We start from the raw sequence: 13,062 nt of genomic DNA, 5'->3' as shown, positions 1-13,062 counted from the left end.
AAGCTCCCGTCGTGTTGGCCGTTAGGCGGAGGCGGCTCCCCCGTCCTCGGCCCGCCGATCCTTCGGGGTCCTGACGACGGTGACCGAACAGGGCGCCTCCGCGACGACGCGGGACGAGACGCTGCCCAGGTAGCGGCGCAGGGCGGACGAGGACCGGGCGCCGATCACGACATGGTCGACATTGTTGTGCCGCACGTAGTCCACCAGGGCCGCCGCCGGGTCGGGGGCCTCCAGCACGCTGTAGGTGATCCGATCGGACGGGATCTGAAGCGAGCCGCCCCAGTGTCGGAGCTGCACCAGGCGCTGGACATGGAGGCTCCTCCCCTCCTCGTCCTCCAGGACATCGACGGCGATGCGCGAGGTCTTCAGGACGTTGACGCAGGCGATGCGCGCCTCGCCCTCGATGGAGAGGATGCGGCCGACCATCAGGCGCTGGGCTTCGGCGAGATCCTCGCTGCCCGGCGCCAGATCGATGGCGACCAGCACGATGGGAGCGCGGGACAGCTGCCCGGCGATGTTCGGCGCCTCGAGCGGTTGCGCCCGGCGGGCCTTGAGCCAGCGCCGGAACGTCTTCACCCCGCTGTCCCGTTCGAGCCGCCCGGCCCGTTCGGTGAGCCGCACCTGGTCCGGGTTCTCCAGATCGAGGGCGAGCTGGGCCGCCGTGGCGTAGCGCTCGTCCGGATCGACCTCCAGGCAGCGCAGGATGATCTCCTGCAGCCAGGGTGGGCAATCGGGGTTGAGCGCCCGCGGCGGCACCGGATCGCGCCACAGGCGGCGGCGGATCTGGCCGCCGCGCGGATTGCCGAAGGGACGTTCTCCCGTGACGAAGAAATACAGCATCACGCCGAGCGCGAAGAGATCGCTGCGCGGATCGGCCCTGTCCTGCAGCACCTGCTCCGGGGCCATGTAGGGCGTGGTGCCGAACGGCTCGCGAAACTCCTCGGCCAGGAGGTCGGGCAGGCGTTCGTGCCGGGCGAAGCCGTAATCGATGAGAACGGCCTCGCCGGTCTCGCGGAGCATCACGTTGCTCGGCTTGATGTCGAGATGGATGACGTGCTGGAGATGCAGGTCGTGCAGGGCATGCGCCACCGTCGCGCCGATCGCGACGACCTCGGGCCAGGGCAGCGGAACCCGGTCGAGGCGTGCCTTCAGCGATGGCCCGGAGATCCGCTCCATAACGATGTAGGGCATGGGATCGAGCGGACCGGTCGCGACGAAGCGGGGCACATGCGGGCCGGTCAGGCGCGGCATGATCATCTGCTCGGTCTCGAAGCACACGATGGGCAGCGGGTCGTCGCTGTCGATCAGCATCGGGACCTTCATGATCAGCGGCGCCGGATCGTCCTCCCGGGTGACGGCCCAGAGCTGCGCCATGCCGCCGGTGCCCAGATTTTCCTGGAGGGTGAAACCGTCGATCACTTGGCCGGGATGCAACCGCCAGCGCATCCGTCAGCGGCCCTGTTCGAGACGCAGCGCCAGCTTCTCCGGCAGGCCGGCCTGCCGCACCTTCCGGGCGGCCGTGGCCGTGTCGTAGGGCACGCGCAGGTAGCGCAGGGTCTGGCGCGCGGTGTCGAAGACCGCGTAGTTTGCCGCCGCCACCCCGTCCCGCGGCTGCCCGACGGCGCCGATCACCGCAAGCCAGGTGCGGGTCGGCAGGAGCGGAATGTCGTTGTTGGCCACCGGCGAGAAGGTGCCGACCTTAGCGGTGGTGCTCATGTGATAGAGCATGGGCACATGCACGTGACCGCAGAAGGTGATGTGGGCGTCGACCCGGCTGAAGTGCCGGATCGCCTCCATGGGCCCTGCCATGTAGTCCCAGCTGCGGGGGGCATAGCCGTTGGCGTGGACGTAGAGGACGCTCCCCTCCTCATGGGTGAGGGGGAGGTCCGCCAGGAAGCGCCGCTGCTCCATGCCGAGCTGGTTTCGGGTCCAGCGGATCGCCTCCTGGGCGACGCTGTTCATGTCCTCGTCCGAGCCGTCGATGGCCGCATCGTGATTGCCCAGAAGCGCCACGGCGCCCTGGTCCACGAGCCCGCGGACCGTGTCCACCACCCAGGCCGGATCGGCCCCGTAGCCCACGTAGTCGCCGAGAAAGATCAGGCGGTCGACATGGAGCAGGCGCGCATGGGCGAGGCAGGCCGACAGGGCCTCCCGGTTGCCGTGGATATCCGTGAGGAGGGCGATGAGCATGGAGCCAGTACAACTCCAAATGCATCGCCACTGCAACTAGAGCATCGATCCCAAAAGTGGAATCCACTTTTGGGATCGATTCCAATGCTCAAGCCTTTGAGCGGCGCACCGTTCGACGCGAAAAACCGGGTCCACTTTTTCGCACGGTGCGCTAGCTGATGATGGTCATCGGGCTCAGTGAACCTTATCCCCGCAGCGCCTCCAGCACCTTGCCGCCGGGCCGGCCGCGCGGCTCGAGGCCGATGCGGCGCTCCACGTCCTTGATGGCCTCGCGGGTCTTGGCGCCGATCTTGCCGTCCGGCTCGCCCACGTCGTAGCCGCGGGCGGTCAGGAGCTGCTGCAGCTCGCGGCGCTGAGCGCGCGAGAGCGGCGGATCGTCGGTGGGCCAGGCGGTCTGGATGCCGGGCTGGCCCTTGAGCCGGTCGCCCAGCAGCGCGATGGCGAGCCCGTAGGATTCCGCCGCGTTGTAGGAATAGACCGCGTCAAAGTTCTTGGTGACCAGGAAGGCCGGACCGTTGATGCCCGCCGGGATGATGATCCCGGCCGCGTAATTGCCCGAGAGCGGGCGTCCGTCGATCCGCTGCACGCCCATGGCGGCCCAGGTGGCGAGCGGCTTCTTGTTCTTTCGACCGGCGAGGCTCGCGTTGAAACCCGACGGCAGGCGTACCTCGTAACCCCAGGGCAGGCCGTTCACCCAGCCGGCTTTCTTGAGAAAGTTGGCCGTGGAATGCACCGCGTCCGGCACGGACGTCATGATGTCCCGATGCCCGTCCCCGTCGCCGTCGACGGCGAGGCGCTGGAAGGTCGAGGGCATGAACTGGGTGTGGCCGAAGGCGCCCGCCCAGGAGCCGCGCAGGTTCGCCGGGTTGATGTCGCCGTCCTGCACGATCTTCAGGGTCGCCATCAGCTCGCCCTTGAAATACTCGTTGCGGCGCGGCGCGTAGCAGACCAGCGTCGAGAGCGACTGGATCAGCGGCCGCCCGCCGATATCCTTGCCGAAATTGGATTCCACCCCCCAGACGCCCGCGATGGCATGGCGGTCGACCCCGAAGCGCGCCTCGGCGGCGGCGAGAGCCTGGCCCCATTGGCGCATGGCGGCGCGGCCGTCCTGCACCCGCTCCTCGTCGACGAGCGCCGAGAGATAGTCCCAGATGGGCGTCTTGAACTCGGGCTGGTTGTTCATGAGGTCGAGGATCGTCAGATCCGGCGTGACGCCGCGGGTCGCGGCATCGAAAGCCTGGCCGGAAATGCCCTTGGCGGCCGCCTGGCTGCGGAGGGATGCGAGGCACTGGCCGAAATCCGCCTGCGCGACGGCCGGCGTCGCAGCGGCAAAGCCGGCGAGAACGAAGAGAGCGGGGGCGATGAAGTTCTTCATGCTCGCGAACTTGCAGGCAATTTGGTTAATCTTATGGAAACGGGGCAGCTCCTCACGCTTTCGTCAGGCTGGGCAGCCCGACGGTGACTCTGCGTTAACCCTCCCGCGTCATGGCCGGGCTTGCCCGGCGTCCCGATGCCCGGGAGCGCCGCCAGGGTTCATCACGCGCAGCGCTCGCCCTCTGGGCTCATCAACCCAGGTCCGGATCGGGGAGGTTGGTCTGGATCCAGCGGTCGCTCACATGAACGTCCGTGGTTTCCAGCCGCCCCGGGCCGAGATTGACGAATTTGTGCGGAACGTTGGCCGGTCCGAAGACGACCTGACCCTTCTCGCATTCGAAGCGCTGGTCGCCGACGGTGAAGAGCGCCCGCCCCTCGCGGATGATGAAGATCTCGTCATAGGGGTGGACATGCCATTTCGGCCCGCCGCCGACCTCTTCCGTGGCGTAGAAGAGCACGGTCACGGCGGTGCCCAGCCGGTGACCCTCGACATGGCCCTTCCAGAACAGGTCGGGATGGGTCGCCCAATCGGCGCGGTCGAGAACCTGCGGCTTGCCCTGTGCCATCGCTCATCCTGCTCGATTGGCGCCGGTCCGGCGCGTCGGAAACGTCAGGCCCAGGCGCGCTCGGCGAGCTTCTTCTCGAAGCTGTCGATAGCTGCACCCTTTTCCATGGTCAGGCCGATGCCGTCGAGGCCGTTGAGCAGGCAATGCTTCTTGAACGGGTCGATGTCGAAGGTGACCGAACCGCCGTCGGGACCCCGGATCTCCTGCTTTTCGAGGTCCACGGTCAGGGTGGCGTTGGCGCCGCGCTCCGCGTCGTCGAAGAGCTTTTCCAGGTCTTCGGGGCTCACCTTGATCGGCAGGATGCCGTTCTGGAAGCAGTTGTTGTAGAAGATATCGGCGAAGCTGGTGGAGATCACGCAGCGGATGCCGAAATCGAGCAGCGCCCAGGGGGCGTGCTCGCGGGACGAGCCGCAGCCGAAATTGTCGCCCGCCACCAGGATCTTGGCGTTGCGATAGGCCGGCTGGTTGAGGACGAAATCGGGGTTCTCCGAGCCATCCTCGCGGTAGCGCATCTCGGAGAAGAGGCCCGTGCCGAGCCCCGTGCGCTTGATCGTCTTCAGGTACTGCTTGGGGATGATCATATCGGTGTCGATATTGATGATCCGCAGCGGCGCCGCGACGCTTTCGAGCACGGTGAACTTGTCCATGGTCCTCACATCCCTGAAGGCGGCCATGTCGCCGCTGTCCCGTGCCTCATATCAAAGGGTTTCGGGAACGGCTAGGCCAACGATCGTCGCGGCGGGCGGGAAACCTCCTCAGCGCCAGAGATTCGTCCGGGCCAGGTCATAGACCTCGTCGGCGCGGCCGTTCAGCACGGCCTTCAGCATGTAGAGGGTGAAGCCCTTCGCCATCTCCAGGGTGACGGAGGGCGGCATGGCGAGCTCGGTCCGGTTCACCACCGCGTCGACCAGGACCGGCCCGTCATGGGCCAGGGCGGCGGCGATCCCCTCCTCCACCTGGGCCGGGTCCTCCAGCCGGATGCCGCGGATTCCGGCGGCCTCCGCCATGGCGGCGAAGTTCGGGTTCCGGAGCTCCGTGCCGAAATCGAGGAAGCCGGTGGATTTCTGCTCGAGTTCGACGAAGCCGAGCGTGCCGTTGTTGAATACCACGACCTTCACGGGCAGGCGCTGCTGCGTCAGGGTGAGGAGATCCCCCATCAGCATGGCGAAGCCGCCGTCGCCCGACAGGGAGATCACCTGCCGGCCGGGGCAGGCCGCCTGGGCGCCGATGCCCTGGGCCATCGCGTTGGCCATCGAGCCGTGCCAGAACGACCCGAGCAGGCGCCGCTTTCCGTTCATGGCGAGATAGCGGGCCGCCCAGACGACGGGCAGGCCCACGTCGCAGGTGAACACGGCGTCGTCCGCCGCCTGGTCGCTGATCGCCTTGGCCACCTGCTGCGGATGGACCGGCGGCCGGCCCGGCGTTCCGACGGCGAGTTCGTCGAGCGCCCGGCGCGCCTTGGCGTAATGCTCCCGGGCCCGGGCGAGTTGCGCGCCGTCCGCCTTCCGGTCGAGCCTGGGCAGCAGGGCCGTCAGGGTGGCGCGGACATCGCCCACGACGCCCACATCGACCGCGGCGCGGCGGCCGATTTGTTCGCCCCGGAGGTCGACCTGCGCGATGCGGACGCCCGCATCCTCCGGGTAGAACTGGCGATAGGGGAAGTCGGTGCCGAGCATCAACAAGACGTCGCAGTCCCGCATGGCGTAATAGCCGGACGAGAAGCCGATCAGCCCGGTCATGCCGACGTCGTAGGGGTTGTCCCACTCCACGTGCTCCTTGCCGCGCATGGCATGCACCATGGGCGCCTGCAGGCGCTCGCCCAGGGCCAGCAACGCGTCATGCGCGTTCGCGCACCCCGCCCCGCACAGGACCGTGACCCGGCCGCCGCCGTTGAGGAGTGCGGCGAGCCGATCGAGGTCGTCCGGCGCCGGCGTGACGACCGGCGCCTGCGGCAGCAGCCCTGCGGGCTTGGCCGGAGGCGCCGCGGCGGCCGGCTGCAGGGCGACGTCGCCGGGGATCACCAGCACCGACACGCCGCGCTTGACCGTCGCCTCGCGGATGGCGGTCTCGAGCATGCGGGGCATCTGGTGGGGGCTCGAGACCAGCTCGCAGTAATGGCTGCATTCCCGGAACAGGGTCTCCGGGTGGGTCTCTTGAAAATAGCCGCTGCCGATCTCGGGCGAGGGAATATGGGCCGCGATGGCCAGCACCGGCACCCGCGAGCGGTGGCAGTCGAACAGGCCGTTGATGAGATGGAGATTGCCCGGCCCGCAGCTCCCGGCGCAGACCGCGAGGGCGCCCGTCACATGCGCCTCCGCGCCGGCCGCGAAGGCCGCGACCTCCTCGTGCCGGACGTGGATCCACTCCATGTCGTCCCGGCGCCGGATCGCGTCCGTCAGGCCGTTGAGGCTGTCGCCGACGATGCCGTAGACGCGCCTGACGCCTGCGGCCGCCAGGATCTCGACGAACTGCTCAGCGACGGACTTTGCCATGAAGCCTCTCCTGCTTGGGGACGGCCCGCCCGGGCGCAGGCCGGGCGGGCCGTCGGTCGGTTGTGGAGCAAGACCTAATCTGGCGTAGCGCCCAGCCCTTGCCAGCCCCGCAAGGCTCACCCCGCCGCCGCCTCGATGGCCTCCATGTCCTCGTCGGAGAGGCCGACATGGTGGCCAATCTCGTGGACCAGCACGTGGGTGACGATGTGGCCGAGGGTCTCCTCGTGCTCGGCCCAGTAGTCGAGGATCGGGCGGCGGTAGAGCCAGACCATGTTGGGGAACTGCCCGGTCTGCATCAGCCCGCCTCCTTGAGCGAGGCCGATGCCGCGGAACAGGCCGAGGAGATCGAAGGGCGTCTCGCAGCCCATATCGGTCATGGTCTCGTCGTCGGGGAAATCCTCGACCCGGATCACCACGCCCTCGCAGAGCAGCCGGAACGCCTCCGGCAGGCGCGCATAGGCGTCCTGCGCCAGGGCTTCGAGATCGTTGAGGCTGGGAGCTTGGAGATCGGCCAGGGCGCTCATGGGTCAGAGAATCCTCAGCTGGACCAGGAGCCAGATGGCCAGGATGACGACGCCCACGAGCGACAGGGCGCGGCCGATGCGGCGGCCCCAGAGCTCGACCGGATCGGTGCCGCCGTCCTCGGCCGAGCCGACAGCGTCCTTCGCGCCGAAATGGTCGCCCGCCCGGCGGCCCATGCGGGCGAGCGCCGAGGCGCCGAGGGTGTCCGAATCCCGCTGGACGCGCTCCAGCGCCTCGCGCGCCGCGTCGGCGTCGCGGGCTTCCCGGTCCCGATCGTTCATGAAACCCTCCTCGAAGCCTTTACCGTTGCTTTACCATGGCGATCCGATCACGTCTCCGCAACGGAACGCCTGGCGCGCTTGGCCGTTAACTGGCCCAGAACAACACAAGCTCACGAGGCAACAATGCGTAAAGTGTTTGGTATCCTGGCTGCGGCCGGGCTGGTGGTTCTCGGCGCCGGTGCGGCGTCGGCGCAGGGCGTCGACGTGCGGATCGGCCCGTCGGGCGTGCGCGTGGCGCAGGAACGGCATTACGGCCACGGCTATCGAGACGGCTATCGCGATCGCGTGGTCGAGCGCCGCATCGTGCGTCCGGCCCGGACCCGGACCGTGTGCCGCACCGTGATGGAGGAGCGCGTCCGCCCGAGCGGCATGGTCGTCCGCCGTCCGGTCGAGCGCTGCCGCCAGGTCGTGGCCGGCGGTCGCCGGGTCTACGTGGACTGAGGCCTCTCGCCCCTTCATGAAAAAGGCCGCGACTCGCAAGGGTCGCGGCCTTTTTCATCCATCTTCAGAATTCGGATCAGCGGAAGCTGCGGATGTCCACGAACCGGCCGGCGATTGCCGCCGCTGCCGCCATGGCGGGCGAGACCAGGTGGGTGCGGCCCTTGAAGCCCTGGCGGCCCTCGAAGTTGCGGTTCGACGTGGAAGCGCAGCGCTCGTGGGGCGCGAGGCGATCCGCGTTCATGGCCAGGCACATGGAGCAGCCGGGCTCGCGCCAGTCGAAGCCAGCCTCCCTGAAGATCTTGTCGAGGCCTTCCGCTTCCGCCTGCATCTTCACGATGCCGGAGCCGGGGACGATCATGGCGCTGACGCTCTCGGCGACGCGCCGGCCCTCGACCACCTTGGCGACTTCGCGCAGGTCCTCGATGCGGCCGTTGGTGCAGGAGCCGATGAAGACCCGGTCGAGGGCGATGTCGGTGATCTTCGTTCCCGGGGTGAGGCCCATGTATTCCAGGGCCCGCCACTTGGAGCGGCGCTTGTTCTCGTCCTGGATGTCGTCCGGGTTCGGCACTACGCCGGCGATCGACACCACGTCCTCCGGGCTCGTGCCCCAGGTGACGATAGGCGGCAGGTTGGCGGCGTCGAGGCGGATCTCGGTGTCGAAGAAGGCGCCCTCGTCGGTGCGCAGGCTGTCCCAGTAACGCACGGCCGCGTCCCAGGCCTCGCCCTTGGGCGCCTTGGGACGGTCCTTGAGATAGGCGTAGGTCTTCTCGTCGGGCGCCACCATGCCGGCCCGGGCCCCGCCCTCGATCGACATGTTGCAGATCGTCATGCGGCCTTCCATCGACAGGGACCGGATGGCCTCGCCGGCGTATTCGATCACGTGGCCGGTGCCGCCGGCGGTGCCAATCTCGCCGATGATGGCCAGGATGATGTCCTTCGCGGTGACGCCGGCGGGCAGCTGCCCGTCCACGGTCACGCGCATGTTCTTGGCCTTCTTCTGGATCAGCGTCTGGGTGGCGAGCACGTGCTCGACCTCCGAGGTGCCGATGCCGTGGGCAAGCGACCCGAAGGCCCCGTGGGTCGAGGTGTGGCTGTCGCCGCACACGATGGTCATGCCGGGCAGCGTGAAGCCCTGCTCCGGGCCCACCACGTGGACGATGCCCTGCCGGGTGTCGAGCTCGTTGTAGTACTCGACGCCGAAATCCTTGGCGTTCTGGGCCAGCGCCGCCACCTGGGTGGCGGCCTCGGGGTCCGAGATGCCGTGCGAGCGGTCGGAGGTCGGCACGTTGTGGTCGACCACCGCCAGGGTCTTCTGCGGCTGGCGCACCGTGCGGCCGGTCATGCGCAGGCCTTCGAAGGCCTGCGGGCTCGTCACCTCATGCACGAGGTGGCGGTCGATGTAGAGAAGGCACGTCCCGTCATCCTGCTGATCGACGACGTGGTCGTCCCAGATCTTGTCGTAGAGGGTGCGGGCTTTGGCCATGGTTCTCTTCCAGCGGTCGAAAAATAACGGTTCGGCGTGTTTAGCGGGCAGGCGCACGGACGGGAAGATGTCCTGAGCGCACAGGCCCTTGAAACGATCGCATAGCAGACGCCTGTCACCGCGCAATTATATTTTTGTCGCGTGGGCGTGCCGCCAAGCCTCGGTCGTCAGCAAAAAGGCGCGGGTTGAGCCGCGCCTTTGCATCGTCCGAAGAGGGAGGCGAGAGCCTTACTCGGCCGCGGCCGGGGTCTCGGTCTTCTTCTCGGTGCGCTCGGCGATACGGGCCGACTTGCCGCGACGGTCGCGCAGGTAGTACAGCTTGGCGCGGCGGACGGCGCCGCGGCGCACGACCTTGATCGACTCGACCAGCGGCGAGTAGAGCGGGAACACGCGCTCGACACCTTCGCCGTAGGAGATCTTGCGGACCGTGAAGCTCTCGTGGAGGCCGCCGCCGGACCGGGCGATGCACACGCCCTCATAGGCCTGCACGCGGCTGCGCTCGCCTTCCTTCACCTTCACGTTGACGATCACGGTGTCGCCGGGCTGGAAGTCGGGAATGGTCTTGGCGAGCTTGGCGATCTGCTCCTGCTCGAGCTGCTGAATGAGGTTCATCGTAATACTCCTGCCGTTGCGTGGCCCTGAGCGATCTCAAAACCCGCGGGATTTCGGCGTCCTGTTTTAAGTTGAGGCCGCGCCTATACAGGAGATTTGGCGGATTGTCGAGCCTCTCGCATCGGCGGGCGGGGCGCCCGTTCCGCCCTCCCTCGTCATCACCGGCCCTGTGCCGGTAATCCCGATGCTGAGAGGCGCCGCGCTCTGCCGAGCGGGATGGCCGGGACAAGCCCGGCCGTGACGGAATGGATAAGGCGTGCGCACCGAAGGCTCATCCGGATGCAGCAGGCACGACCCCGGCGAACAGATAGCGCTCGAACCAGCCGGGAAACGCCTGCACCAGCCCCTTCGGCCCTTCCATCCTGAGCCCCAACCTCTGCGCCTCGGCGAATGTCGCGTCGCCCCGCCACCAGGCGACCAGCGCCGGCAGGCGGGCACGGACGCAGAGGGGCTCCGGAAAGCCCGGGTTCTGCGTGCAGAACGAGACCTCGGCCTCCTTCAGGAGCAGGAAGCGCGGCCGGTGCTGCCCCTCGATCTCGAAGCGGACGACGAGGGGCTCGGACGGCAGAGCGTCGGTGCGGACCCGCCGCTGCATGTCGACGAGGAGCGGTTCGAGATCGAGATCCTCGTCCTCGGCCCGTCGCGGCAGCCAGCGCTGGCCCCAGGTGCCGAGGGCGCCGACGATCCCCATCAGCTCGCGGCCCGAATCGGTGAGTGCATATTCCGGTCCGTGCTCGCCCTCGACGCGCGTGACGGCCCCGACACGCACCAGATCCTGCAGGCGCTCCGACAGCATGGTGCGGGAAATGCGCGGGATGCCCCGGCGGATGTCGTTGAAGCGCCGGCTGCCGCACAGGAGCTCGCGCGCCACGAGAAGGGTCCAGCGCCCGCCGATGGCCTCATGGGCGCGCGCCACGGAACAGAACTGACCGTAATCTGCCATGGGTGAAGCGCTACCATGCCCGGGCGCGCGGCAGAAGTCCGGATTTCGGACCTGACAGGCGGCCCATCCCGGCCTATCGAGGCGGGAGTTTTCCGGATGATCCCATGACCGCACAGCCCCTCACCATCCTCGACCGCATCGGCAACACGTCCCTGATCGCCCTGCGCCATGTCAGGCCCGCCCGCGGCGCCCGCATCCTGCTGAAGCTGGAAAGCGAGAACCCCACGGGCAGCATGAAGGACCGGATGGCACTCGCCATGATCGAGGCGGCGGAAGCCGACGGGCGCCTGAAGCCCGGGGGCCCGGTGGTCGAATATACCGGGGGCAGCACGGGCGTCTCCCTGTCGCTGGTCTGCGCCGTGAAGGGCTATCCGCTCGACATCGTGACCTCCGATGCGTTCAGCAAGGAAAAGCTCGACCACATGCGGCTTCTCGGGGCGGCCTTGCACATCGTCGAAAGCGACGGCGGACGCATGACCGAGGCGCTGACGAAGACCATGATCGCGCGGGCCGGCGTCATCGCGCAGGCGAAGAACTCGTTCTGGACCGACCAGATGAAGAACCGGGACCAGATCGCCGCCTACCACCGCATGGCCGACGAGATCTGGCGGCAGACGGACGGCCGGATCGACGGCTTCGTCCAGAGCGTCGGAACGGCCGCGTCCCTGCGCGGCATCGCGGAACGCCTCCGAGGCCATTCCGGCGCGCTGACCGTCGTGGCCGTGGAGCCGGCGGAATCGCCCGTCCTGTCGGGCGGCTCCTCGGGCGCGCACAGGATCGACGGGATCGGCGCCGGCTACGTGGTTCCGCTCTGGCAGGACGGCATCGCCGACGGGATCGAGCGGGTCTCGACCGAGGAGGCCACCGCCATGGCCTTCCGGCTCGCCCGCGAGGAGGGCCTGTTCGCCGGAACCTCCACGGGCGCCAACGTCGTCGCGGCCCTGCGCCTCGCCGAGCGGCTGGGCCCCGGCGCCACGGTCGTCACCGTGATGTGCGACACGGGGATGAAGTATCTGAAGACCTTCGGGGCGGCGCTTGCGGCGAAGGCCTGACCGGCGCGGCGATCACACGCGCTCCAGGAACTCGACCACGATGCCGTCGGGATCCCGGCAGAACGCCACCTTGCGGATCAGTTCCGCGTTCGCCGCCCTGCGGGGTGGGACGGTGAACTCGACGCCGGCCGCGCGCAGCGTCTCGTAGACGGCCTCCACGTCCTCGACCCGGAAGGTGATGTGGCGGATGCCCGCCTCGGTGACGGGCACCTCGCGCGCCGGCGTCTCGATGGTTGCGGCCGGCTCGACGATTTCAAGCATGACGCCGCCGGTCTCCAGAAATGCGATGCGCCCGCCCTCGCCGGTGCGCTTGACGAGAATCTCCCTCAGCCCCAGCAGCCCGTTGTAAAACGCGATGGTCCTGTCGAGATCGCTGCTCGTCATCCCCACATGCTCGAAACCCTGCACCACGCCCGCGTCTCCCATTCATCGCCCGAAGGACTTGGGATGAAGCGGAGCACAGACGGTGCGCGGTGGCAATGCGACCGTGCCGCGGCGCGGCCCCATGCGGACGGGAGCGCCTGGCTCTACTTGGTGGCGGGCGGAGCCGTGGCGCCGATCCGGCCGACCATATCCATGCACTCGGCCTCTTTGCCCTGCTGATCGAGCTGCTTGGCCTGCTGGATCATCTGCATGGACTGGTTGTGGCCCTGGCTCTGCCCGGTGACGTTCGCCCCCTGGCCAGGGCTTGGGGTCGAGCCCTGCGTGGCGGACCCGGTCGTCGCGGGCGCGTCCAGGGTCGGGCCCGCGCCCTCCTGCCGGGCCGAGATGGATTTCTCCAGATCGGCGAGCCGCTGCGTGCAGGGGCCCGCCAGGACGGGACCGGCCAGGATGACGGCAAAGGTCGTGCTGAGAAGAAGGCGGCTGACCATATCGACCTCCTTTGATCGAGGTGCCGCCCTTTCAACCCCCGGCCGTGTCCGGCGTTCCGCATCGGGCCGATGCTCTGCACCTCGCAGAGCGCATCGTCCGGATTCGCGCGGTGCGCTAGCACTACAGATCCTATGGGGGTGGATAGCGGTCCACTCTCTGGCAGAGTGAGGTTGCTGTATCCACTCACGCTGGAGACCAACCGATGTCCGTTGAGCCCCGATTTGAGCAAACCG

General features: G+C 68.3%; 15 protein-coding genes. 2 read left to right on the top strand and 13 right to left on the bottom strand.

The features are described from left to right. Positions 1–21: 21 nt before the first annotated feature. The 8 genes from NF876_RS19175 to NF876_RS19140 form a co-directional block, all read right to left on the bottom strand. Complete coding sequence (locus NF876_RS19175) at positions 22–1,446, bottom strand: serine/threonine protein kinase (protein ID WP_262270264.1); 1,425 nt, start codon at positions 1,444–1,446, stop codon at positions 22–24. 3 nt (positions 1,447–1,449) lie between these two features. Further along, positions 1,450–2,190, bottom strand: a complete 741-nt coding sequence (locus NF876_RS19170; protein ID WP_262270263.1) for a metallophosphoesterase family protein — start codon at positions 2,188–2,190, stop codon at positions 1,450–1,452. 184 nt (positions 2,191–2,374) lie between these two features. After that, positions 2,375–3,565, bottom strand: a complete 1,191-nt coding sequence (locus NF876_RS19165) for a lytic murein transglycosylase (protein WP_262270262.1) — start codon at positions 3,563–3,565, stop codon at positions 2,375–2,377. Positions 3,566–3,755: 190 nt separating this feature from the next. Then, on the bottom strand, positions 3,756–4,130 hold the full coding sequence (locus tag NF876_RS19160) for a cupin domain-containing protein (RefSeq protein WP_262270261.1): 375 nt from the start codon (positions 4,128–4,130) through the stop codon (positions 3,756–3,758). 44 nt (positions 4,131–4,174) lie between these two features. Beyond that, complete coding sequence (gene leuD, locus NF876_RS19155) at positions 4,175–4,777, bottom strand: 3-isopropylmalate dehydratase small subunit (protein WP_262270260.1); 603 nt, start codon at positions 4,775–4,777, stop codon at positions 4,175–4,177. A 108-nt stretch (positions 4,778–4,885) separates the two neighbouring features. Beyond that, the gene (gene poxB, locus NF876_RS19150) at positions 4,886–6,622 is read right to left on the bottom strand and encodes a ubiquinone-dependent pyruvate dehydrogenase (RefSeq protein WP_262270259.1); all 1,737 of its coding nucleotides are present in this window, start codon (positions 6,620–6,622) and stop codon (positions 4,886–4,888) included. A 116-nt stretch (positions 6,623–6,738) separates the two neighbouring features. Continuing rightward, positions 6,739–7,146, bottom strand: coding sequence for a metallopeptidase family protein (locus NF876_RS19145; RefSeq protein ID WP_262270258.1), 408 nt, complete (start codon positions 7,144–7,146; stop codon positions 6,739–6,741). Between the two features lie 3 nt (positions 7,147–7,149). After that, positions 7,150–7,425, bottom strand: coding sequence for a hypothetical protein (locus NF876_RS19140; RefSeq protein ID WP_262270257.1), 276 nt, complete (start codon positions 7,423–7,425; stop codon positions 7,150–7,152). 123 nt (positions 7,426–7,548) lie between these two features. Here NF876_RS19140 and NF876_RS19135 point away from each other — a divergent pair, with 123 nt between their 5' ends. Continuing rightward, a complete protein-coding gene (locus NF876_RS19135) occupies positions 7,549–7,866 on the top strand; it encodes a hypothetical protein (protein ID WP_262270256.1) in 318 nt (105 codons plus the stop codon). Positions 7,867–7,942: 76 nt separating this feature from the next. Here the strand turns inward: NF876_RS19135 and leuC are convergent, their stop codons facing one another. From leuC to NF876_RS19120, 3 genes are all read right to left on the bottom strand, one after another. Continuing rightward, on the bottom strand, positions 7,943–9,349 hold the full coding sequence (gene leuC / locus NF876_RS19130) for a 3-isopropylmalate dehydratase large subunit (protein ID WP_262270255.1): 1,407 nt from the start codon (positions 9,347–9,349) through the stop codon (positions 7,943–7,945). Between the two features lie 228 nt (positions 9,350–9,577). After that, complete coding sequence (gene rplS, locus NF876_RS19125; protein ID WP_262270254.1) at positions 9,578–9,961, bottom strand: 50S ribosomal protein L19; 384 nt, start codon at positions 9,959–9,961, stop codon at positions 9,578–9,580. A gap of 271 nt (positions 9,962–10,232) precedes the next feature. Further along, on the bottom strand, positions 10,233–10,904 hold the full coding sequence (locus NF876_RS19120) for a winged helix-turn-helix transcriptional regulator (RefSeq protein ID WP_262270253.1): 672 nt from the start codon (positions 10,902–10,904) through the stop codon (positions 10,233–10,235). A 104-nt stretch (positions 10,905–11,008) separates the two neighbouring features. Here NF876_RS19120 and NF876_RS19115 point away from each other — a divergent pair, with 104 nt between their 5' ends. Further along, a complete protein-coding gene (locus tag NF876_RS19115) occupies positions 11,009–11,956 on the top strand; it encodes a PLP-dependent cysteine synthase family protein (RefSeq protein ID WP_262270252.1) in 948 nt (315 codons plus the stop codon). Positions 11,957–11,968: 12 nt separating this feature from the next. Here the strand turns inward: NF876_RS19115 and NF876_RS19110 are convergent, their stop codons facing one another. Together NF876_RS19110 and NF876_RS19105 are read right to left on the bottom strand one after the other, a co-directional pair. After that, the gene (locus NF876_RS19110; protein WP_262270251.1) at positions 11,969–12,367 is read right to left on the bottom strand and encodes a VOC family protein; all 399 of its coding nucleotides are present in this window, start codon (positions 12,365–12,367) and stop codon (positions 11,969–11,971) included. 116 nt (positions 12,368–12,483) lie between these two features. Next, a complete protein-coding gene (locus NF876_RS19105) occupies positions 12,484–12,828 on the bottom strand; it encodes a hypothetical protein (RefSeq protein ID WP_262270250.1) in 345 nt (114 codons plus the stop codon). Positions 12,829–13,062 lie beyond the last annotated feature (234 nt).

This window comes from Microvirga yunnanensis (assembly GCF_025460875.1).
This window is presented reverse-complemented; position numbering and strand designations above follow the sequence as displayed.

What these genes read in the sequence shown, in the direction of transcription:
- NF876_RS19135 (WP_262270256.1), top strand. Translation starts at nt 7,549, where the DNA reads ATGCGTAAAGTGTTTGGTATCCTGGCTGCGGCCGGGCTGGTGGTTCTC.
- NF876_RS19145 (WP_262270258.1), bottom strand. Translation starts at nt 7,146, where the DNA reads ATGAGCGCCCTGGCCGATCTCCAAGCTCCCAGCCTCAACGATCTCGAA.
- NF876_RS19140 (WP_262270257.1), bottom strand. Translation starts at nt 7,425, where the DNA reads ATGAACGATCGGGACCGGGAAGCCCGCGACGCCGACGCGGCGCGCGAG.
- NF876_RS19170 (WP_262270263.1), bottom strand. Translation starts at nt 2,190, where the DNA reads ATGCTCATCGCCCTCCTCACGGATATCCACGGCAACCGGGAGGCCCTG.
- NF876_RS19160 (WP_262270261.1), bottom strand. Translation starts at nt 4,130, where the DNA reads ATGGCACAGGGCAAGCCGCAGGTTCTCGACCGCGCCGATTGGGCGACC.
- rplS (WP_262270254.1), bottom strand. Translation starts at nt 9,961, where the DNA reads ATGAACCTCATTCAGCAGCTCGAGCAGGAGCAGATCGCCAAGCTCGCC.
- NF876_RS19175 (WP_262270264.1), bottom strand. Translation starts at nt 1,446, where the DNA reads ATGCGCTGGCGGTTGCATCCCGGCCAAGTGATCGACGGTTTCACCCTC.
- NF876_RS19120 (WP_262270253.1), bottom strand. Translation starts at nt 10,904, where the DNA reads ATGGCAGATTACGGTCAGTTCTGTTCCGTGGCGCGCGCCCATGAGGCC.
- NF876_RS19105 (WP_262270250.1), bottom strand. Translation starts at nt 12,828, where the DNA reads ATGGTCAGCCGCCTTCTTCTCAGCACGACCTTTGCCGTCATCCTGGCC.
- poxB (WP_262270259.1), bottom strand. Translation starts at nt 6,622, where the DNA reads ATGGCAAAGTCCGTCGCTGAGCAGTTCGTCGAGATCCTGGCGGCCGCA.
- NF876_RS19165 (WP_262270262.1), bottom strand. Translation starts at nt 3,565, where the DNA reads ATGAAGAACTTCATCGCCCCCGCTCTCTTCGTTCTCGCCGGCTTTGCC.
- leuD (WP_262270260.1), bottom strand. Translation starts at nt 4,777, where the DNA reads ATGGACAAGTTCACCGTGCTCGAAAGCGTCGCGGCGCCGCTGCGGATC.
- NF876_RS19115 (WP_262270252.1), top strand. Translation starts at nt 11,009, where the DNA reads ATGACCGCACAGCCCCTCACCATCCTCGACCGCATCGGCAACACGTCC.
- leuC (WP_262270255.1), bottom strand. Translation starts at nt 9,349, where the DNA reads ATGGCCAAAGCCCGCACCCTCTACGACAAGATCTGGGACGACCACGTC.